This is a genomic window from Candidatus Pelagibacter sp. HIMB1782 (assembly GCF_052047475.1).
In the GTDB taxonomy this organism is placed as follows: domain Bacteria; phylum Pseudomonadota; class Alphaproteobacteria; order Pelagibacterales; family Pelagibacteraceae; genus Pelagibacter.
Window position 1 is genome coordinate 175082 of the sequence record NZ_JBNAKE010000001.1, and the last position, 18618, is coordinate 193699.

Annotated in this window: 26 protein-coding genes and 1 riboswitch; of the genes, 13 read left to right on the plus strand and 13 right to left on the minus strand. The window is 28.5% G+C overall.

The features are described from left to right. The first annotated feature begins 7 nt into the window (after positions 1-7). The 8 genes from moaA to ACTTAO_RS00990 are packed head-to-tail and all read left to right on the plus strand — an operon-like array spanning position 8 to position 4426. Positions 8-1000, plus strand: a complete 993-nt coding sequence (gene moaA, locus ACTTAO_RS00955; protein WP_440690449.1) for a GTP 3',8-cyclase MoaA — start codon at positions 8-10, stop codon at positions 998-1000. 1 nt (position 1001) lies between these two features. Further along, entirely contained in the window at positions 1002-1547 is a 546-nt protein-coding gene (gene moaC / locus ACTTAO_RS00960) for a cyclic pyranopterin monophosphate synthase MoaC (protein ID WP_440690451.1), read from the plus strand. 5 nt (positions 1548-1552) lie between these two features. Further along, positions 1553-1822 (plus strand): molybdopterin biosynthesis protein MoeD, encoded by a 270-nt coding sequence (locus tag ACTTAO_RS00965; RefSeq protein ID WP_440690453.1) that lies wholly within the window; start codon positions 1553-1555, stop codon positions 1820-1822. Further along, positions 1822-2274 carry a molybdopterin synthase catalytic subunit gene (locus ACTTAO_RS00970; protein WP_440690455.1) on the plus strand — a complete coding sequence of 151 codons (453 nt, stop codon included), beginning with the start codon at positions 1822-1824 and terminating at the stop codon, positions 2272-2274. The genes ACTTAO_RS00965 and ACTTAO_RS00970 overlap by 1 nt, the downstream gene beginning before the upstream one ends. Next, positions 2261-3166 carry a protein-methionine-sulfoxide reductase catalytic subunit MsrP gene (gene msrP / locus ACTTAO_RS00975; RefSeq protein WP_440690457.1) on the plus strand — a complete coding sequence of 302 codons (906 nt, stop codon included), beginning with the start codon at positions 2261-2263 and terminating at the stop codon, positions 3164-3166. Before ACTTAO_RS00970 ends, msrP begins: the two co-directional genes overlap by 14 nt. Then, positions 3166-3750 carry a sulfite oxidase heme-binding subunit YedZ gene (locus ACTTAO_RS00980; RefSeq protein ID WP_075506534.1) on the plus strand — a complete coding sequence of 195 codons (585 nt, stop codon included), beginning with the start codon at positions 3166-3168 and terminating at the stop codon, positions 3748-3750. Before msrP ends, ACTTAO_RS00980 begins: the two co-directional genes overlap by 1 nt. Beyond that, positions 3743-3988: a DUF1244 domain-containing protein gene (locus tag ACTTAO_RS00985; RefSeq protein WP_440690459.1), complete on the plus strand. Its 246-nt coding sequence runs from the start codon at positions 3743-3745 to the stop codon at positions 3986-3988. The genes ACTTAO_RS00980 and ACTTAO_RS00985 overlap by 8 nt, the downstream gene beginning before the upstream one ends. Positions 3989-4009: 21 nt before the next feature. Then, the gene (locus ACTTAO_RS00990) at positions 4010-4426 is read left to right on the plus strand and encodes a YqaA family protein (protein ID WP_440690461.1); all 417 of its coding nucleotides are present in this window, start codon (positions 4010-4012) and stop codon (positions 4424-4426) included. Here ACTTAO_RS00990 and ACTTAO_RS00995 read toward each other — a convergent pair. After that, positions 4407-4907: a molybdenum cofactor synthesis domain-containing protein gene (locus ACTTAO_RS00995; protein WP_440690463.1), complete on the minus strand. Its 501-nt coding sequence runs from the start codon at positions 4905-4907 to the stop codon at positions 4407-4409. The two genes, ACTTAO_RS00990 and ACTTAO_RS00995, sit on opposite strands and share 20 nt — an antisense overlap. A 15-nt stretch (positions 4908-4922) precedes the next feature. On the opposite strand from ACTTAO_RS00995, the gene ACTTAO_RS01000 reads away from it, so the two are divergent. From ACTTAO_RS01000 to ACTTAO_RS01010, 3 genes are all read left to right on the plus strand, one after another. Continuing rightward, positions 4923-5669 (plus strand): sulfite exporter TauE/SafE family protein, encoded by a 747-nt coding sequence (locus tag ACTTAO_RS01000; RefSeq protein WP_440690465.1) that lies wholly within the window; start codon positions 4923-4925, stop codon positions 5667-5669. Between the two features lie 36 nt (positions 5670-5705). Further along, complete coding sequence (locus ACTTAO_RS01005; protein WP_440690467.1) at positions 5706-6296, plus strand: putative 2OG-Fe(II) oxygenase; 591 nt, start codon at positions 5706-5708, stop codon at positions 6294-6296. A gap of 91 nt (positions 6297-6387) precedes the next feature. Then, positions 6388-6450, plus strand: a riboswitch (SAM riboswitch). A 7-nt stretch (positions 6451-6457) separates the two neighbouring features. Then, complete coding sequence (locus ACTTAO_RS01010) at positions 6458-7363, plus strand: homocysteine S-methyltransferase family protein (RefSeq protein WP_440690469.1); 906 nt, start codon at positions 6458-6460, stop codon at positions 7361-7363. Here the strand turns inward: ACTTAO_RS01010 and ACTTAO_RS01015 are convergent. Beyond that, positions 7356-8237: a DMT family transporter gene (locus ACTTAO_RS01015; protein WP_440690471.1), complete on the minus strand. Its 882-nt coding sequence runs from the start codon at positions 8235-8237 to the stop codon at positions 7356-7358. The two genes, ACTTAO_RS01010 and ACTTAO_RS01015, sit on opposite strands and share 8 nt — an antisense overlap. Next, entirely contained in the window at positions 8234-8716 is a 483-nt protein-coding gene (locus ACTTAO_RS01020; RefSeq protein WP_440690473.1) for a YbaK/EbsC family protein, read from the minus strand. The genes ACTTAO_RS01015 and ACTTAO_RS01020 overlap by 4 nt, the downstream gene beginning before the upstream one ends. A 140-nt stretch (positions 8717-8856) precedes the next feature. On the opposite strand from ACTTAO_RS01020, the gene glnA reads away from it, so the two are divergent. After that, on the plus strand, positions 8857-10263 hold the full coding sequence (gene glnA / locus ACTTAO_RS01025) for a type I glutamate--ammonia ligase (RefSeq protein ID WP_440635040.1): 1407 nt from the start codon (positions 8857-8859) through the stop codon (positions 10261-10263). 7 nt (positions 10264-10270) lie between these two features. Here the strand turns inward: glnA and ACTTAO_RS01030 are convergent, their stop codons facing one another. The 9 genes from ACTTAO_RS01030 to ACTTAO_RS01070 form a co-directional block, all read right to left on the minus strand. Continuing rightward, positions 10271-10441 carry a hypothetical protein gene (locus ACTTAO_RS01030; RefSeq protein ID WP_262589515.1) on the minus strand — a complete coding sequence of 57 codons (171 nt, stop codon included), beginning with the start codon at positions 10439-10441 and terminating at the stop codon, positions 10271-10273. A gap of 72 nt (positions 10442-10513) precedes the next feature. Then, positions 10514-10846: a HesB/IscA family protein gene (locus ACTTAO_RS01035; protein WP_075506524.1), complete on the minus strand. Its 333-nt coding sequence runs from the start codon at positions 10844-10846 to the stop codon at positions 10514-10516. Next, positions 10846-11145 carry an SUF system Fe-S cluster assembly protein gene (locus ACTTAO_RS01040; RefSeq protein WP_075506523.1) on the minus strand — a complete coding sequence of 100 codons (300 nt, stop codon included), beginning with the start codon at positions 11143-11145 and terminating at the stop codon, positions 10846-10848. The genes ACTTAO_RS01035 and ACTTAO_RS01040 overlap by 1 nt, the downstream gene beginning before the upstream one ends. A gap of 2 nt (positions 11146-11147) precedes the next feature. Beyond that, positions 11148-11612 carry a Fe-S cluster assembly sulfur transfer protein SufU gene (gene sufU / locus ACTTAO_RS01045; protein WP_262589517.1) on the minus strand — a complete coding sequence of 155 codons (465 nt, stop codon included), beginning with the start codon at positions 11610-11612 and terminating at the stop codon, positions 11148-11150. Continuing rightward, positions 11609-12829 carry an aminotransferase class V-fold PLP-dependent enzyme gene (locus ACTTAO_RS01050; protein ID WP_262589518.1) on the minus strand — a complete coding sequence of 407 codons (1221 nt, stop codon included), beginning with the start codon at positions 12827-12829 and terminating at the stop codon, positions 11609-11611. Before ACTTAO_RS01050 ends, sufU begins: the two co-directional genes overlap by 4 nt. Next, positions 12826-14064, minus strand: coding sequence for a Fe-S cluster assembly protein SufD (gene sufD / locus ACTTAO_RS01055; RefSeq protein WP_440690475.1), 1239 nt, complete (start codon positions 14062-14064; stop codon positions 12826-12828). Before sufD ends, ACTTAO_RS01050 begins: the two co-directional genes overlap by 4 nt. Beyond that, the gene (sufC, locus tag ACTTAO_RS01060) at positions 14064-14798 is read right to left on the minus strand and encodes a Fe-S cluster assembly ATPase SufC (protein WP_440618646.1); all 735 of its coding nucleotides are present in this window, start codon (positions 14796-14798) and stop codon (positions 14064-14066) included. Before sufC ends, sufD begins: the two co-directional genes overlap by 1 nt. After that, positions 14799-16241 carry a Fe-S cluster assembly protein SufB gene (gene sufB, locus ACTTAO_RS01065; RefSeq protein WP_262589522.1) on the minus strand — a complete coding sequence of 481 codons (1443 nt, stop codon included), beginning with the start codon at positions 16239-16241 and terminating at the stop codon, positions 14799-14801. Between the two features lies 1 nt (position 16242). Next, positions 16243-16668: an Rrf2 family transcriptional regulator gene (locus ACTTAO_RS01070; protein WP_440690477.1), complete on the minus strand. Its 426-nt coding sequence runs from the start codon at positions 16666-16668 to the stop codon at positions 16243-16245. A 148-nt stretch (positions 16669-16816) separates the two neighbouring features. Between ACTTAO_RS01070 and ACTTAO_RS01075 the strand changes: the two genes are divergently transcribed. After that, on the plus strand, positions 16817-17461 hold the full coding sequence (locus ACTTAO_RS01075; protein WP_440619478.1) for an alpha/beta hydrolase: 645 nt from the start codon (positions 16817-16819) through the stop codon (positions 17459-17461). Here ACTTAO_RS01075 and ACTTAO_RS01080 read toward each other — a convergent pair. Beyond that, positions 17458-18603, minus strand: a complete 1146-nt coding sequence (locus ACTTAO_RS01080) for an anhydro-N-acetylmuramic acid kinase (RefSeq protein WP_440690479.1) — start codon at positions 18601-18603, stop codon at positions 17458-17460. The two genes, ACTTAO_RS01075 and ACTTAO_RS01080, sit on opposite strands and share 4 nt — an antisense overlap. Positions 18604-18618: the final 15 nt, after the last annotated feature.

The following is an 18618-nucleotide window of genomic DNA, read 5'->3' on the forward strand; positions in this document are numbered from 1 at the left end:
ATATCATATGAATATTCTCAAAGATAGTTTTGGGCGGAGGTTTCCATACATAAGATTGTCAATATCTGATGTATGTAATTTTAAATGTGGCTACTGTTTACCTAATGGTTATAAAATTGATAAAAGTGATAACAGAACCTTTATCACTAAAGAAGAAATTGGAAGACTTGCAAAAGCTCTATCAGAATTAGGTGTATCTAAAATAAGATTAACTGGAGGAGAACCTACCGTTAGAAAAGATTTTTTAGAAATCATTAAAATAATTAAAAAAAATTCAGGAATTAAAAAAACTGTAATTACTACTAATGGATATCACTTAGATAGAATTGCATATGATTTAAATGAAAGTGGTCTTGATGGCATAAATATAAGTATTGACAGTCTTGATCCAAAAACTTTTAAAAAAATTACCGGACATGATAGATTAAATGAGATTTTGGAAGGAATTAAAAAATTACAAAAACTAAATTTTAAAAATATTAAAGTTAATGCAGTTCTTCTTAAAGGAGTTAATGATAAAGAAGAAGATTTTAAAAGTTGGGCTAATTTTATAAAAAATAATCAAATTGATTTTAGATATATAGAATTAATGCAAACTGGAGATAATTTAGATTATTTTAATAAGTATCATGTGTCTGCAAATAAATTTACAGATTATTTAAATAAAAATAATTGGGTAATTCAAACATTTGGTAAAGATGCTGGTCCTTCCAAGAATTATATAAATCCTGAATACAAAGGAAAATTTGGTGTTATTGCACCCTACTCAAAAGACTTTTGTAAGAGTTGTAACAGACTAAGAATAACTGCCAAAGGTGATTTAAGATTGTGTTTATTTGGAAATACTGGAATAAATATTAGGCACTTGATGCAAAGAGATGACCAAACTGAAGAGCTAAAAGATTTAATTTTGAAACAATTAAATTATAAAAAAGAATCTCACTATTTAGAAATTGGAGAAACAGGATTAACAAAAAATCTATCAACAACAGGTGGATAAGATGAAAAATTTAAAAATTTTAACTAATAACGATTTAAAAAACTGGGCAAAAGAAATTTTTGAAAAAAATTCATTTAAAATGATTGATGTTTCTGAAAAAAAAGAAACATTCCGTAGAGCTTTGGCATCAGGCAAAATATATGTTGGCAAAGAAGTATTTGAACTTATTAAAAATAAGGAGATGCCTAAGGGTGATCCAATTACTTTAGCAGAGGTTTCGGCAGTATTAGGTGTTAAAAAAACAAGTGAATTAATACCTTTGTGTCATCCTCTTCCAATAGATCATACCGCTACTAAAATTATAATGAATAAAAAAGATAGTTCTCTAGAAGTATACTGTGTGGTTTCTACTTATGCCAAAACAGGTGTAGAGATGGAAGCAATAATGGGTGTAAATGCAGCTCTGATTACAATTTACGATTTAAGCAAAATTGTAAATCCTCATCTAAAAATAGATAATGTAAAATTATTAATTAAAGAAGGTGGAAAAACTGGATTATGGAAAAATCCAGATGGACTTCCAAATTTTTTAAAAGATTTTTTCTAAACTTTATGAAAGTCAAAATTGAGTTGTTTGGTGCTGCAAGAGATTTTAATGACCAAAATTTATTAGAACTAGATCTGGGTCACAAGACAACAATCAAGGATATAAGGAATAAAATAATTCAATATGTAGAGCAGAAATTTAATGGAAATGAAAATTACATAAAAATCATCAACTCTTCAGCTTTTTGTTCAGAAAAAAATAATATTGTTAGCGACAATTATAAAATCACAAATAATGAAAAAATTGGTATTATTCCTCCAATTGGAGGAGGTTAATGCTTCATACTGACATTGTAGATAGTAAAGTTAAAAAATTATCATTAATTGATGCTGAAAAATTTATAGCATCTAATGATTTTGGAGCTTCATTAATTTTTAGTGGGACAGTTCGTAATCAAAATAATAATAAAAGTGTTTTAGGTATTACATATGACAGTCATGATGCTTTGGTAATAAAAAGTTTTGAAGAAATTTATAGTGAGGCTGAAGAAAAACTAAATATAAAGAATAAGAGTGTTTTTATTGAACATGCTAAAGGTTACTTAAATTTAGGAGAAATTAGTATTATTATAGCAGTTGCATGTAAGCATAGAGATGAGGCTTATGTTCTATCAAGATATACAATAGAAGAAATTAAAAAAAGGTCTCCTATATGGAAAAAAGAACATTACACAAATAATCAAAGTGATTGGCTAAAAGGAAATCCTATTATTCATGAAAAAAATTAAGTATTCAGAAATAACACCAGAGAAAATTTATAAAAATAGAAGATCTTTTGTTAAATCTCTTGGGTATGGTGCAAGTTCTTTAGCATTAGCCACAATTCCTTTTGCAAGTCAATCTCAAGCTGATGATAGGAATGAGCTTACAAGTTTCAAAGACATAACAACTTATAATAATTATTATGAGTTCGGTACTTCAAAGAGTGATCCCTATGTTAATTCACAAAATTTTAAAACATCACCATGGACACTAAGTATTGAAGGAGAAGTTGAAAAACCTATCAAAATTTCTATGGAAGAAATAACCGAAACATTTGTCTCTGAAGAAAGAATATACAAATTAAGATGTGTTGAAGGATGGTCAATGGTTATTCCATGGATGGGTTTTTCGCTAAGTAAATTATTGTCAAAAGTAAACCCAACTAGCAAAGCAAAGTATATTGAATTTGAAAGTGTTTATGATCCTGAACAAATGAAAGGTCAAAGATATCCGGTTTTGAACTGGCCTTACAAAGAAGGATTAAGAATTGATGAAGCAATGCACCCTTTAACTACAGTTGTGACTGGTTTGTATGGTAAAAAACTTCCAAATCAAAATGGAGCGCCTCTGAGAATATTTATCCCTTGGAAGTATGGTTTCAAAAGTGCAAAAGCAATTGTTAAGATAAAATTCGTAGAAAAAATGCCAACTTCATCATGGATGTGGGCATCTCCACGAGAATATGGATTTTACTCTAATGTTAATCCTAATGTAGATCATCCTAGATGGTCTCAAGCAACAGAAAGAATAATTGGTAAAGATATTTGGGTGCCAAGAGTAAAAACGCTTATGTTTAATGGTTACGGAGATGAAGTTGCAAATTTATATACAGGGATGGATCTAAAAAAATATTTTTAATGAGAAAATATTTTAAACCAGGTGTATTTATTTTAAGTACAATTCCATTTTTATTAATTTTTTACAAAATATACTTCAACAAACTCGGACCAGAACCTGTAAAAGAAATTACTCATTTTACTGGAGAGTGGACTCTAATATTTATCTGTCTAACATTAAGTATGACGCCACTTAAAAGGCTAACTAATTTAAATATTTGGATAAGTTTTAGAAGAATGTTGGGATTGTTTGTTTTTTTTTATGCATCTCTTCATCTCCTTACTTACGTAGGTATAGATTATAGATTTAATTTACAGCCGATAATTGATGATGTTCTGAAAAAAAAATACATCTTTATTGGATTTGCAGCATGGGTATTACTACTTCCATTGGTAATTACATCTTCTCAAATGATGATAAAGTTGCTTAAAAACAATTGGAAAAAATTACACAGATTAATTTACGTAATAGCGATATTTGGAGCTCTTCATTATATATGGTTATCTAAAACAATTTTTTTTAGACCACTAGTATATTTGGTAATAATACTTGTTTTACTTGCTTTAAGAATTAAAATTAAAAATAGGAACGTAAATTATGGATGATAATCTAAAAAAAGAAATTCAATCAGCTACACTTGAAAGATTAATGAGACATTTAGATGAAAGAAAAGATGTTCAAAACATTGATTTAATGAATTTAGCTGGATTTTGCAGAAATTGTTTGTCTAGATGGTATAGAGAAGAAGCTGAAAAAAAAGGAGTAGAAATATCAGATCCTGATGCAAAGCAGCATATTTATGGAATGCCCTACTCTGAATGGAAAGAAAAATACCAGAAGTAACTTTCTATTCAATTCTAGTTAATGTTTGCCTATTTAAGTCTATTTATTGTTTCATTTTTAGCTGCAACAATACTTCCTTTTTCATCTGAGGCTATATTAGCAACTTATCTGTTATCAGAAACTTATAACAAATTTTTGTTAATATTTTTTGCAAGTTTTGGAAATATTTTAGGATCTATCTTCAATTGGTTTCTAGGAATTTATTTCTTGAAATTTCAAGATAAAAAATGGTTTCCTTTTACTAACATACAAATTGATAGATCATCCAAGTGGTTTAAAAAGTATGGTAAATGGTCTTTGTTATTTGCGTGGGTACCAATTATTGGTGATCCAATTACTTTTATTGCTGGAACGATGAGAATTAAATTTTTAATTTTTTTATTGCTTGTGAGTTTTGGAAAAATAATGAGATATTTTTTTATTTCTCTTTTAGTCTAGGAAACAATTCAACAAAATTACAAGGTTTATGATTAATATCTAATTGATGTTTAAGAATACCGTCCCAAGCATCTGTCACTCCTCCTGAGGATCCTGGTAAGGCAAATATGTATTTACCATTTGATAGAACCGCACAAGCTCTAGATTGAATTGAAGATGTGCCAACTGTTTTTAAACTAATAGTTCTAAAAACTTCACCAAATCCTGGAATATGTTTATCTGCTATTTCATCAACAGCTTCGGGTGTAATATCTCTTCCAGTTAAACCTGTGCCACCAGTTGTTATGATAACATCAATATCTTTATGATTAGTCCAGTCTTTTAGAATTTTAACTATATCTACTTTATTATCTTTACAAATTTTTCTATCAATTAATTGATGATTGGCCTCTTTAATTTTTTCAACCAAGATCGCACCAGATTTATCGTTATCAATTGTTCTTGTATCTGTTACAGTTAGTAAAGCTATATTTACAATCATAAATAATTTATTTTAATGATTATACTTACAATATTTTTTTTTATAACTGCAGCATTATATTCAAGTATAGGATTTGGTGGTGGCTCAACTTATCTTGCTTTACTTTTAATTTGGGATGTCCCTTACTATATTTTTCCAATTTTAGCTTTGATTTGTAATATTATTGTAGTTTCAGGAAATTCTATAAATTTTTTAAAATCAAAGAATATTAATTTTAATTTACTTTATCCTTATTTAATTGGTTCTGTACCTCTTTCTTTTATCGGAGCATCGATCTCTATTGACAAAAATTTATTTGAAATCTTACTTTTCTTCATTTTAATATTAGCTGGAGTTTTTTTACTTATTGAAAGCAAATCCTATAACAAACAAAAAATTGTAATTAAAAAAATACCCCTAGTTTTATCAATATTAATAGGATCAATAATTGGTTTTATATCTGGTTTGGTTGGAATTGGTGGTGGGATATTTTTAAGTCCTATTTTATTTTTGATGAAAGCAGGATTGCCAAGGCATATAACAAGTACTGCATCTTTATTTATTTTAGTAAATTCAATTTTTGGTATAGGTGGACAATTAACAAAGGATATAGTCTTCAACGAATTTTTAAATTACTGGCCACTATTTGTTGCTGTCTTAATTGGTGGTCAAATTGGAAGTTTTTTAAATATAAAATTCCTATCTAACAAAATATTAGCCCTAATGACTGCATGTTTAGTAATTTTTGTTGCTATAAGAATGGGCATAACACTTATTGCATAAGTTGAATTAATTATTTTTTGATATATTTAATCTCTCATGAAAAATTTTAAACCATTTGGGCCTTCAATAGGAAAATCTAAAATTTCTAAAAAATTTTTAGAAAAACTTAACAAAGAAGTTGATACAAAAATCTTCTCAAAATCAAATGATTATAGTTCAAAATTAGCAAGTCAAATTAGAAAAGAAGTTCAAATTTCTAAAAGTTTTATAAAGAAAAATTTAGAAAAAGAATTAATAAAAAATATTAAAATTTTTCTAACTAAAGAACATATTAAAAAAATTAAAGAAATTAGAATTTTAAACCTATGGGTCGTTAGCCAATATAAAAATGAGTATAATCCTATACATTATCATGAAGGGGACTTATCAGGTGTTGGTTATTTAAAAATTCCAAAACATATGACAAAAAATAAAAATGTTAAAAATAAAAAAATAAAAACCAATGGAACAATTGATTTTATTAATGGACAAAAAGCTTTTCTTTCAAAAAGTATTTTTAATTTGATACCAAAAAAAGGTGATCTTTTAATATTTCCCAATTACTTAATGCATACAGCCTACCCATTTAATATTGAGGAAGAAAGAAGATCATTTTCTTTCAATGCTAAAATAATTTTTATTAAATAATTTACAAATTTTAATAATATTATATAAATCTATTTGCCGATTTGATCCTATTGCGGGCATAAACTGCTAAAATGGAAATTCTCAATAGATCTAATTAGCAAGGTAGTTGAACTATATTGTGCACCTGCATGTAGCTTAAGCACTAAAAAAGTGAGGATAAAATGAATAAGGATTTTTTTAAAACAACAAAAATTTTAGATGGTGGAATGGGTCAAGAATTATTGGCCAGAGGCATGGAACCCAAGGGAACTTTGTGGAGTGCAAATGCTTTAATTGAGGAAAAATACCACGACTTAATACTTAATATTCATAATGATTTTATTAAATCAGGAGCTGATGTAATTGTAACTACAACTTTTACAACGAGAAGAAAAAGATTGAGAGAAAATGGAATAGAAGATCAATTTAAATTCTTAAATCAGAAAGCCTGTGAAATTGCACAAAAAGCTAAATTAAATAATTCTCATATTAAGATTGCAGGAGGACTCCCGCCTCAAGATTTGACATATGAAGAAGACAAGAGAAGTGAAAAAGAAATTACAAAAGATCATTTGGAATTAGCAGAAATACTAAATCCTTCAGTAGATTTTTTCTATTTTGATGTATGGAGCAGTATCAAAGAAATTAGATGTGGAATAGAAGCTATTAAGAAATTTAATAAACCATACTTAGTTGGGGTTCATATTTCTGAAGGAAATTCTTTACCAAGTGGAGAAAAAATTTCTGAAATTAATTCAATAATTACAGAAAATTGCTTAGGAGTAATTCTAGCATGTGTTTCGCCTGAAAATTATGAAAATAATTTAGATGAAATTCAAAAACTTAAAGTTCCATTTGGTTTCAAATTAAACGGATTTATTACAACCAAACCTAAAGGTGGTTATACTTCTCAGTATAAAGAGAATGATGGATCTAACCCCAATAGTTTTTTAGGTCAAAGAAAAGATTTAGATCCTGAAAAAATATCAATTTTTGCAAAAAAATTTAAAGAAAATGGAGCCACTATTCTCGGAGGATGTTGTGAAACTCGCCCTTCTCATATAGAGGCAATAAAAAACATTATTTAAATTTTGTACCTTTTCTTACAAAATAGATACCTGTAGCAACTGCAATCAATGAAATTATAACTTTAGTAGTAACCAATTCTTTTAAAAAGATATAACTTAAAATGGTACCAAATATTGGAATTAAATAAGATACTTGAGATTGAAAAATTAAACCATTGTTAATTAAAATTCTAAATCTCAATAACCAAGCAATTCCAGTAGATACCAACCCAAGATAAATAACTGAAATAGTAGAATCTAATCTTGGAACAGTTTTCCAAGGTTGTTCAATCAAACATACTAAAGGTAATAATATAATAGTAGCCCAAATCAAAATTGAACTGGTTACATTTTCATTTTTTTTCTTACTTATTTTTAATGTTAAAAGACCTCCAATTACATAACAAGTAGCACCTAACAAAATTAATAATGCTGAAGTAAAGTTATTTTCATTAATTAATAAATTATCTGAAAATAAATAAACTATTCCTGAAAATCCAATTAGAACTCCTATTGTTCTAATTAAATTAAATTTTTCATTTTTGGTGTAAAAATGTCCTAGTACTACTGAGCTAAGTGAAGTTGATGACATTAAAATTGCCGCTAAGTTACTTTGAACAGATTTAACTCCATATGCTATTAAAAAAAATGGAGCCACTAAATTTATAAATCCAATCATTGCAAACCAATGCCAATCTTTTGAAAATGCCTCGATTTTTATTTGTTTGTAAAAACAAAGTAGTAAAACTGGAATTGAACCAAAAAAAACTCTTAGAAATGCAATCGTAACAGGACCAAATGAATAGGTTGCAATTTTAATATTAAAAAAAGCAGATGCCCAAATCAATGCTAACAACGTTAATAAACTATAATCAATTAGTTTTGGTTCTCTCATTCAATAATATCTTCTGGTGTTCCGTTTGTTATTTCAATTAACTTATTATAATTTATCTTGAATACAGCATTTGGATGTCCAGCTGCACCAAATATATCTGGGAATCTTTCAAGACTTTTATCAATAAAGATTTTACATTGCTTTAAGTGACCTACTGGTGACACTCCACCAATTGTATATCCAGTATTTTCTTTAACGGCTTCAGGAGATGCCATGGACACGTCTTTTTCATTAATAATTTTTTTTAACTTATTTAATGAGCAACGCTTGTCCCCAGATACCAAGCTTAATATATAGTTGTCACCTGCCCTAAAAAGTAAACTTTTAACAATAGCACCAACGTTGCAACCCAAAGCTGTAGCAGCATCATTGGCTGTTCTTGCTGTTTTTTCTAATACGATAACATTTAAATTTTGATCGAATGATTTAAGAGCTTTTTCTGCCCTTTTTACTGGTTCTTTATCTAGTATTGATTCCATGGAATTTATTAAATTCTTTAATTTGATTGAGTAGATACACTACTTATGTAAAAAATGCATAGGTGTTATTTATTAAATAAGCATTATTTTTTAACTTTTTTTTGCTAATTAGGCTCCATCAAAATTACATAGGAGACAAAATGAGTGCAGAAAACGTTTTAAAGTTTATTAAAGAAAAAGAAGCAGAATTCGTAGATCTAAGATTTACTGATCCAAGAGGAAAGCTTCAACATTTAACTATGGATGCATCAATAGTTGATGCTGACATGCTTAATGAAGGAGTGTTTTTTGATGGTTCATCTATTGCTGGATGGAAAGCAATTAACGAATCTGACATGATTTTAAAACCTGATACTGCAAGAATGTTCATGGATCCTTTCACGTCTCATAATACTGTAGTTTTGTTCTGTGATATTTTAGATGCAATCAAAAAAGATCCTTACGAAAGAGATCCAAGAGGAGTTGCAAAAAAAGCAGAGGAATATTTAAAAGCATCAGGTATTGGTGATAAAGCGTTTTTTGGACCTGAGCCAGAATTTTTTGTTTTCGACGATGTAAGAATTAAAAATGACATGAATGAAAGTGGATTTAAAATTGATAGTAAAGAAGGTCCATATAATTCAGGTAAAGAATATGAAAATGGAAATATGGGACATAGACCTCAAATCAAAGGAGGTTATTTTCCTGTGCCACCTGTAGATAGTGAACAAGATATGCGTGGTGAATATTTAAAAAACTTAAAAGAAGTTGGTATCAAAGTTGAAAAACACCACCATGAAGTTGCTCCAAGTCAACATGAACTTGGTATGTATTTTGGAACTTTAGTTGACCAAGCAGATAACGTTCAACTTTATAAGTATGTAGTTCAAATGGTGACACATTCTTTTGGAAAAACTGCAACTTTCATGCCAAAACCAGTTGCAGGTGATAATGGTTCAGGTATGCATATTCACCAATCTATTTGGAAAGGTGATACCCCTGTATTTTCAGGTGAAGCATATGCAGGACTTTCAGAAACTGCACTTCATTATATTGGTGGAATTTTAAAACACGCTAAAGCAATTAATGCTTTTGCTAACTCTACTACGAACAGTTACAAAAGATTAATTCCTGGATTTGAAGCACCAGTATTATTAGCTTACTCTGCGAGAAACAGATCTGCATCATGTAGAATTCCAATTACTTTAAGTAAAAAAGGTGCAAGATGTGAAATTAGATTTCCAGATGCAGCAGGTAATCCTTACCTAACGTTTGCAGCAATGTTAATGGCAGGTATCGATGGAATTAAAAATAAAATACATCCAGGTGAGTCTTTTGATAAAGATTTATATGAATTGCCACCAGAAGAAGTAAAAGCTATACCAACTGTTTGTGGATCTTTAAGAGAAGCGATGGAAAGCTTAGATAAAGATAGAGAGTTTTTAACTCAAGGTGGTGTATTTACTGATGACCAAATCGATGCTTATATAGCTCTTAAGTTTGAGGAAATTCATAAATTTGAACATGCACCTCATCCTGTAGAGTTTGAGATGTATTACAGTAGTTAATATTTAATTACTGTTTGGTTGTTGCAATTGTATCTTTGTTAATACCTTTTTTAACAACGTAATCTTGAGTACCGTTTGCACCGGTCTCAACTTCTTTACGTAAATCTTTAAAGAAAGTTCTTTCTTTAATTGTATCTTTTAGGTTTTTAACAAGATTTTTAAATTCAAATTTGTTCATACCTAAATATATATACTAGGTATGCGTATGATGCAATACTGATATGCGTTAAATGGGAATATTCAACTTTTGCTAGATTTTAAAGGATTCTCCACATCCACATCTTTCTGTTTCGTTGGGATTATTGAATACAAACGAAGAAGATAGTTCTTCTTTTTTGTAATCCATTTCTGTTCCAAGCAAATACATAATAGCTGCAGAATCGACAAATACTTTTACACCTTTTTCCTCAATGACTTCATCATTTGGATTTACTTCTTTGGTATACTCCATAACGTAAGACATACCAGCGCAACCTCCTGATTTAACTGAAACTCTTACACCTAAAGAATCTTTTTCTGCATTAGACATAATTTCTTTAATTCTTTCCGCAGCATTATCACTTAATTTAATAATTGGATTCATTATAAATTTAACTCCAGTTTTGCAGCTTCTGACATCATGTCTTTATTCCAAGGTGGGTCCCAAACTAATTCAAGATCAACGTCTTCAATACCCTCAACTTGCATTGCACCATCTTTAACTTCTTTAGGTAAACTTTCAGCAACTGGACAATTAGGAGTGGTCAAAGTCATTTTAATTTTTGCAAATTTATCATCCTCAACTTTTATATCATAAATCAAACCTAGTTCATAAATATTCACTGGTAACTCAGGATCGTAAATTTTTCTAATTTCTTCAATAATTTGATCTTTTTTCGACATAATTAATTTTCTGTTTTAACCTCATCAGTTTTATTATCAAAAGCTGAGACTAGTGTATGCCAAGATAGTGTGGCACACTTTACTCTCATTGGATATTGTTTTACTCCAGATAAACACATTAGTTTTGTTTTTTCATCTTCTTTAAGATTTTCTGATTTAAGTTCAGGATTTTCTTTAATCATCCCCAAAAAATCTTCAACAATTTCTTTTGCTTCATTTTCATTTTTGCCTTTAATTAAATCTGTCATTATTGATGCAGAAGCCATAGAAATTGCGCAACCACTACCTTCAAATGAAATATCTTCTACAATTCTTTGACCATTTAATTTTAAATAGACATGAACGTTATCACCACACAGTGGATTGTTGCCTTTGGCATCTTTATTAAAATCTTCTGTCTTACGAAGATTTCGTGGATTTTTTCCATGCTCTAAAATTATTTCTTGATATAATTCTTTTAAATTCATTTTAAATTAAATATTTTCTTACAGTTATTTATTGCATCATTAAGTTTATCTAAATCTTCTTTGGTATTATATATTCCAACGGAAGCTCGTGCGCTCGCTGGTATATTAAGTTTGTCATGTAAAATTTGACAGCAATGATGACCAGCTCTTATTGCAACTCCGTCTTCATCTAAAATTGTTGCGATGTCATGAGGATGCACACCTTCTAAAGTGAAAGACAAAACTCCACCTTTATTTTTTGGGTTTCCAATTAATTTTACTGAATTATTTTTTTTTAATAATTCTTGTCCATACTCAACTAATTCTGCTTCATGTTTCATAACATTTTCAATACCTACGCTCTCCAGAAATTTAATTGATTGATCAAAAGCAATAACTTGCGCTGTAGCCATGGTTCCAGCTTCATATTTATTAGGTAAATCGCCATAGGTAATTCTATCTTTTTTAACCTCTCTAATCATTCCGCCACCACCTTGGTAAGGAGGAAGTTCATCCAGCCACTTTTTCTTACCATAAAGAACCCCTAATCCTGTAGGGCCATACATTTTATGACAAGAAATTGCATAAAAATCACAATCTAAGTCTTGCATATCTAGCTTTAAATGAGGAGCTCCTTGGCAACCATCTACGACAACTATTATTCCTTTTGAATGTGCTAAATCAGTAATTTCTTTTACTGGCAATATTGCTCCAGTCACATTTGATAAATGAGTAATTGAAATAACTTTTGTATTAGGAGTAATTTTCTTTTCAATTTCTTCTAGTGTAATTTCACCTTCTTCATTTATTTCTGCAAAATTAATTTTTATATTTTTAGATTTTCTTAAAAAATGCCAAGGTACATAATTTGAATGATGTTCTAATTCGGTAATTAATATTTCATCACCTTCGTTTAAATGATTTTGACCCAATGTATTAGCAACAAGGTTTAATGCTTCGGTAGCACCTTTGGTAAATACTATTTCATTTTTATCTTTAGCATTAATATATTTTTGAACTGATGTTCTAGTATTTTCATATAAATTTGTTGCAGCAACCGCAAGATAGTGAACACTTCTACCAACATTAGAAAATTGTTTGGTATAAAATTCATTAATTCTATCTACCACTACTTTTGGTTTTTGTGATGAATTTGCACTATCCAAATAAACCAAATCATTATTTTGGATTTTCTCATCAAATATTGGAAATTCTTTTTTAACTTGATCTATGTTCATACATTTATACCTGATAATTTTTTAACTAATTTTTTTACATCTTCATTAGAAATTTTTTCAATTACCTCGTTAAGAAAACCATTTGTTAATAATTTTTTTGATTCTGAATAACTGAGACCTCTAGACATTAAATAAAAAATTGAATTTTCATCAATATTTCCTGATGTAGATCCATGTGAACATTTAACATCGTCTGCATATATTTCTAATTCTGGTTTAGCATTAAATTCAACACTTTCATTTAACAATAAAGCTCTACTTAATTGGTATCCATCTGTTTTTTGTGCTTCAGGACTTACAAAAATTTTACCTTGATAAATACCTTTTGATTTATCATTCAATACACTTTTAATTAATTGATAACTTTTACAATTTTCTTTTTTATGATTAATTACAGTTTTTATTTCATGATGTTTTTCATTTTCTAAATTGATAATTCCATTTAATGCAATAGAACCATATTCGTCATCTAGATTGCAATTGATATCTTGTTTTATAAATTTTGAACCTTCTGATAAAATAAAATATTCTAAATGACTATTTTTGGATAAATTAATATCTTTGTTGAAATACTTTATATTTTCTGAAGTATTTGAGTCTAGACTGTAATTTTTTAAAATTGAATTCTCTCCAATCTTAATTTTTTGTCTAAAATTAATGAAATTTTTTTCAGAATTTTCATTTAAAAAATGAACTACACACAATGAACTGTCATCTTCTAAATTAATATCTACTCTAGAATTAATTGCAGAAGATTTTAAACCATCACTTAAATAATTAAATAAAATCAAAGGTTTTTTAACATTGTAACCTTTTTTAATAGTAATTTTCGAAACACTAGTAAGAAATGCTGAATTCAAATTTAAAAGAGTATTTTGATAAACAGTATCATCTAAGTCTAAATTCTGATCGACTAAGATTTTATCTTTGGCTTCGTGTTTAAAATCAAAATCATATAATTTTCCATCAACAAAACTTATTTTATTATGTTCAAATTCTAGTGGAAAATCTTTTTCTTCAAAAATTTTATTTTGATCAACAATAAAGTTTAAATTATCAAAATTTTTTGAAATAATTTGATTTATATCTGAAAATTTCCAATCCTCATTTCTTTTATTTGGTAAGCCTTTTTCAAAATAATTATTAAAATTTTCTTGTTTAATTTTTTTCTGACTATCAGAAAAATTATTTAAACTAATAATTTTATCAAAATTTAATTTAAGTTCATTTTGCATTAATTAAAATCCTCATAACCTACTTTTTCCAATTCTTTTGCTAATTCAAAATCACCTGATTTAATAATTTGTCCATTTTTAAGAACATGAACAAAATCAGGTTTGATATAATCCAACAATCTTTGATAATGAGTTATTATTAAAAAAGAATTGTTTTTATTTCTTAGTGAATTAACTCCTTCTGAAACTATTCTTAAAGCATCTATATCTAATCCTGAATCTGTTTCGTCTAGAATTGATAATTTTGGATTTAGGATAGACATTTGTAAAATTTCATTTTTTTTCTTTTCTCCACCCGAAAATCCAACATTTAATTGACGGTTTAAAATTTTTTCATCAAATTTTAGTTCTGCAGATTTTTCTTTTATTAATTTTAAAAATTCAATTGCATCTAACTCTTTTTCGCCTCTAGCTTTTTTAATTGCATTTATTGATGTTTTTAAAAAAGTGTTTGTATTAACACCTGGTATTTCCATTGGATATTGGAACGCTAAAAAGATTCCCTTATGAGCTCTTTCTTCTGTTTCTAATTCTAATAAGTTTTCTCCATCAAATGTAACTTTACCATTTATTTCGTAACCTTTTTTGCCTGACAAAATATTTGATAATGTGCTTTTTCCAGATCCATTTGGACCCATAATTGCATGAACTTCTCCTGGTTTAATATCTAAATTTAAACCTTTTAATATTTCTTTTTCATCAATCTTTGCTTTAAGATTTTCTATTGATAACATCTATCCAACACTCCCCTCTAAACTAATACCCACAAGTTTTTGTGCTTCTACTGCAAATTCCATTGGCAACTGCTGCAGAACTTCTTTACAAAAACCGTTTACAATTAAACTAACTGCCTCTTCTTGATTTAATCCTCTTTGATTACAGTAATATAGCTGTTCATCACTAATTTTTGATGTTGTTGCTTCATGTTCTATATTTGATTTAAGATTTTTATTCTTGATATAAGGAATTGTATGAGCTCCACATTTGTTGCCCATTAATAAAGAGTCACATTGAGTAAAGTTTCTAGAATTATCAGCTTTTGAAGATATATCTACTAATCCTCTGTACATCATATCTGATTTACCTGCTGAAATTCCTTTTGAAATTATTTTACTTTTTGTGTTTTTTCCTAAGTGTATCATTTTAGTTCCAGTGTCAGCTTTTTGATGATTGTTTGTAATTGCTATAGAATAAAACTCACCGACAGAATTATCACCTTTCAAAATACAACTTGGATATTTCCAAGTAATTGCTGAACCAGTTTCTACCTGGGTCCAAGAAATTTTAGAATTTTTACCTTTGCATAACCCTCTTTTAGTAACAAAATTATATATTCCACCTTTTCCATCCTTATCTCCTGGATACCAATTTTGAACTGTTGAATATTTTATTTCTGCATCGTCAAGAGCAATTAATTCAACATTAGCTGCATGCAATTGATTTTCATCTCTCATTGGAGCTGTACATCCTTCTAGGTAGCTTACATAACTTCCTTTATCAGCTATGATTAATGTTCTTTCAAATTGTCCTGTTTCTGATGCATTGATTCTAAAGTAAGTAGACAATTCCATAGGACATTTAACATTTTCTGGAATGTATACAAATGAGCCATCAGTAAAGACTGCAGAATTAAGAGTTGCAAAAAAATGATCAGTTGTAGGAATAACTGATCCAAGATATTTTTTAACTAATTCAGGATGTTTTTGAATAGCTTCAGACATCGAGCAAAATATAATTCCTTGCTTAGTAAGTTCTTCTTTAAAAGTAGTTGCAACAGAAACAGAGTCGAAAACTGCATCCACAGCAATACCATTTAATCTTGCTTGCTCTTGAAGGGGAATTCCTAATTTTTTATATGTCTCTAATAATTTAGGATCAAGATCATCTAAACTTTTTGGTTTATCTTTCATGCTTTTAGGAGCTGAGTAGTAGTAGAGGTCCTGATAATCTATTTTAGGATATTTTGGTTTCTGCCAATCAGGCTCTTTTAGTTGTTTAAATCTTTCAAAAGCTTTTAATCTAAAATCTAACATCCATTGAGGCTCTTTTTTAATATTGGAGATAAATTTTATTACATCCTCGTTCAAACCCTTAGGGGCTTTTGTATTTTCTATATCTGTTGAAAAACCATATTTGTAATCTTTCAAACTATCTATTTCTTTCTGCCTACTATCCATACTATACTCTGTTCTCTTTATTATTTTTTAATAAGTCGTTTAAGCTTTTATTTTCAAAGAAAGTATTAATATGAACCTCGAGTTCATCCCATAGATTGTGTGTAATACATTTCGTAGCTTTACCGTTACAACCTTTTTTAGACTCTTTTTTACACTGAACAGTCTTAACTTTCTCATCTACTGCATTGAAAATATTTGTAAGTTTTACTTCACTAGGGTCTTTTGATAAAATGTAACCTCCTTGATTACCTCTAATACTTTTCACAATTTGATTTTTTTTAAGTTTTGAAAATATTTGCTCTAAAAAATCTAATGAAATTCCTTGTCTTAAAGAAATGTCTCTTAATGATACAGGTTTGATATTATCAAACCTTGCTAGATCAACTAATGCCATTACGGCATATCTTCCTTTTGATGTTAGTTTCATTTTTACCCTTAAAATGTGGCTTTTTATACATACCCGACTAAAATGGTCAAGTTTATAAAGTAAAAAAAGACTACCATTTTGTCGCTCAGTTGTGATAAACGTACATTTTTTTTGAGAACAATAATCAATTGCATATATGGATAATAAAATTTTAGAAATTTTTATACCTGGACCTGCTGGTAGATTGGAAGCTAAATATTATAAAAGTAAAAAAAATACTTCTCCTATTGCATTAGTCCTACAGCCTCATCCACAGTATGGGGGAACTATGAATAATAAAGTAGTTGTAGATACATTTCATACATTCATGGAAAATGATTTTTCAGTTTGCAGAGTAAACTTTAGAGGAGTTGGAAAAAGTGATGGAGAATTTGATAATGGTCAGGGTGAACTGGCAGATGCTGCAGCAGCACTAGATTGGTTGGAAAGAGAAAATTTTGATAATTCGCAATGTTGGGTATCAGGATTTTCTTTTGGTTCTTTGATTGCAATGCAGCTGCTAATGAGAAGACCGGAAATAAATAGATTTATAGCCATATCTCCACAACCTAATGTCTATGATTTTTCTTTTTTATCTCCATGTCCAACATCTGGGATGGTTGTTTATGGAAAAAAGGATGAATTGGTACCTGTAGAATATATTACTGAATTGGATAAAAGATTAAGCGCTCAAAAAGGTATCAAAGTTGAATTTCAAACAATAACTGAAGCAAATCATTTCTTTTCTAAAACTGATGATGCTTTAACAAAAACTTTGGATAAATATATAAAAAAAGAAACAGCTTTATATTAATAATTATTTACTAGTTTGCCTCCAATGACTGGGGCATTACATCTTGTCGTACTTGGAAAAGAAATAGGTAAATTTAATTTAGATCTGATTGCTAAATAAGCAAACGCTTGGGACTCGATATAATCTCCATTCAGATGAAAATTATCTATCATATCAAAATTATTTTTATTTAAATTTGAATTTCTAATAATTGATTCAATCAAAAATTTGTTCTTTCGACCTCCTCCACAAAATAAATATTTATTAGAATTATTTTTATTTAAAAATTTGATTCCTTCTGCAATCAAATATGCTGTGAATTCTGTAATTGTTGAACACCCATCTTCTAAAGATAAACCTCTTGCAAAAGAAATATCAAATTCTTTTACATCAAGTGATTTTGAATAAGTTTCAATTTTGAAATTATCTATTGCTTGATTTAGAATTAATTGATCAATTTTTCCAGATTTTGCAATCTTACCATCCTCATCAAAAGTTAAATTTGAATTATTCCTGATCCATTCATCTATTAAACAATTACCTGGACCAATATCATAAGCTATCAAATCATTTTCTATATTGTTGGATATATCATTTATTATTGTAGCGTTGGATATTCCTCCAATGTTAACAATGCAAATAGGTTGAGCTGAATTATCTTTTTCTTTATTTAAAAAATTATTAACTAATAATCTGTGGTAAATTGGTGTTAGAGGTGCTCCTTGACCATTGTTATCAATATCTGCTTGTCTGAAATCATAAATAACTGGTTTTTTTAATAATTGAGATAATAAATTTCCATCACCTAGTTGTTTAGTAATTTTAATCTGAGGGTTATGAAAAATTGTTTGACCATGAAAACCTATAAGATCAATTTTTATTCCATTTTTTAATACAATTTTGCTAATTTTTTCAGCATGAAAAATGGTTAAAGCCCTCTCTAAATCACTCAATTCTTTAGAATATTTTGTCAAATCTTCACTACTTTTAATTTTGTCTCTCAAAGTTGATAATTGCCTATAGAGATCAGTATCGTACTCAAAGTATTGATCCAAAATTAGTTCTACCTCGTTATATCCATCAGATTTAATTATTGAAACATCTATCCCATCCATGGATGTGCCACTCATTAAGCCCATAGCTGAAAATAATTTTTTTTTCATTGATATTATTTTTAA

Excerpts from the sequence above, each read along its gene's own strand:
- moaA (WP_440690449.1), top strand. The coding sequence starts at position 8 with ATGAATATTCTCAAAGATAGTTTTGGGCGGAGGTTTCCATACATAAGA.
- moaC (WP_440690451.1), top strand. The coding sequence starts at position 1,002 with ATGAAAAATTTAAAAATTTTAACTAATAACGATTTAAAAAACTGGGCA.
- ACTTAO_RS00965 (WP_440690453.1), top strand. The coding sequence starts at position 1,553 with ATGAAAGTCAAAATTGAGTTGTTTGGTGCTGCAAGAGATTTTAATGAC.
- ACTTAO_RS00970 (WP_440690455.1), top strand. The coding sequence starts at position 1,822 with ATGCTTCATACTGACATTGTAGATAGTAAAGTTAAAAAATTATCATTA.
- msrP (WP_440690457.1), top strand. The coding sequence starts at position 2,261 with ATGAAAAAAATTAAGTATTCAGAAATAACACCAGAGAAAATTTATAAA.
- ACTTAO_RS00980 (WP_075506534.1), top strand. The coding sequence starts at position 3,166 with ATGAGAAAATATTTTAAACCAGGTGTATTTATTTTAAGTACAATTCCA.
- ACTTAO_RS00985 (WP_440690459.1), top strand. The coding sequence starts at position 3,743 with ATGGATGATAATCTAAAAAAAGAAATTCAATCAGCTACACTTGAAAGA.
- ACTTAO_RS00990 (WP_440690461.1), top strand. The coding sequence starts at position 4,010 with ATGTTTGCCTATTTAAGTCTATTTATTGTTTCATTTTTAGCTGCAACA.
- ACTTAO_RS00995 (WP_440690463.1), bottom strand. The coding sequence starts at position 4,907 with ATGATTGTAAATATAGCTTTACTAACTGTAACAGATACAAGAACAATT.
- ACTTAO_RS01000 (WP_440690465.1), top strand. The coding sequence starts at position 4,923 with ATGATTATACTTACAATATTTTTTTTTATAACTGCAGCATTATATTCA.
- ACTTAO_RS01005 (WP_440690467.1), top strand. The coding sequence starts at position 5,706 with ATGAAAAATTTTAAACCATTTGGGCCTTCAATAGGAAAATCTAAAATT.
- ACTTAO_RS01010 (WP_440690469.1), top strand. The coding sequence starts at position 6,458 with ATGAATAAGGATTTTTTTAAAACAACAAAAATTTTAGATGGTGGAATG.
- ACTTAO_RS01015 (WP_440690471.1), bottom strand. The coding sequence starts at position 8,237 with ATGAGAGAACCAAAACTAATTGATTATAGTTTATTAACGTTGTTAGCA.
- ACTTAO_RS01020 (WP_440690473.1), bottom strand. The coding sequence starts at position 8,716 with ATGGAATCAATACTAGATAAAGAACCAGTAAAAAGGGCAGAAAAAGCT.
- glnA (WP_440635040.1), top strand. The coding sequence starts at position 8,857 with ATGAGTGCAGAAAACGTTTTAAAGTTTATTAAAGAAAAAGAAGCAGAA.
- ACTTAO_RS01030 (WP_262589515.1), bottom strand. The coding sequence starts at position 10,441 with ATGAACAAATTTGAATTTAAAAATCTTGTTAAAAACCTAAAAGATACA.
- ACTTAO_RS01035 (WP_075506524.1), bottom strand. The coding sequence starts at position 10,846 with ATGAATCCAATTATTAAATTAAGTGATAATGCTGCGGAAAGAATTAAA.
- ACTTAO_RS01040 (WP_075506523.1), bottom strand. The coding sequence starts at position 11,145 with ATGTCGAAAAAAGATCAAATTATTGAAGAAATTAGAAAAATTTACGAT.
- sufU (WP_262589517.1), bottom strand. The coding sequence starts at position 11,612 with ATGAATTTAAAAGAATTATATCAAGAAATAATTTTAGAGCATGGAAAA.
- ACTTAO_RS01050 (WP_262589518.1), bottom strand. The coding sequence starts at position 12,829 with ATGAACATAGATCAAGTTAAAAAAGAATTTCCAATATTTGATGAGAAA.
- sufD (WP_440690475.1), bottom strand. The coding sequence starts at position 14,064 with ATGCAAAATGAACTTAAATTAAATTTTGATAAAATTATTAGTTTAAAT.
- sufC (WP_440618646.1), bottom strand. The coding sequence starts at position 14,798 with ATGTTATCAATAGAAAATCTTAAAGCAAAGATTGATGAAAAAGAAATA.
- sufB (WP_262589522.1), bottom strand. The coding sequence starts at position 16,241 with ATGGATAGTAGGCAGAAAGAAATAGATAGTTTGAAAGATTACAAATAT.
- ACTTAO_RS01070 (WP_440690477.1), bottom strand. The coding sequence starts at position 16,668 with ATGAAACTAACATCAAAAGGAAGATATGCCGTAATGGCATTAGTTGAT.
- ACTTAO_RS01080 (WP_440690479.1), bottom strand. The coding sequence starts at position 18,603 with ATGAAAAAAAAATTATTTTCAGCTATGGGCTTAATGAGTGGCACATCC.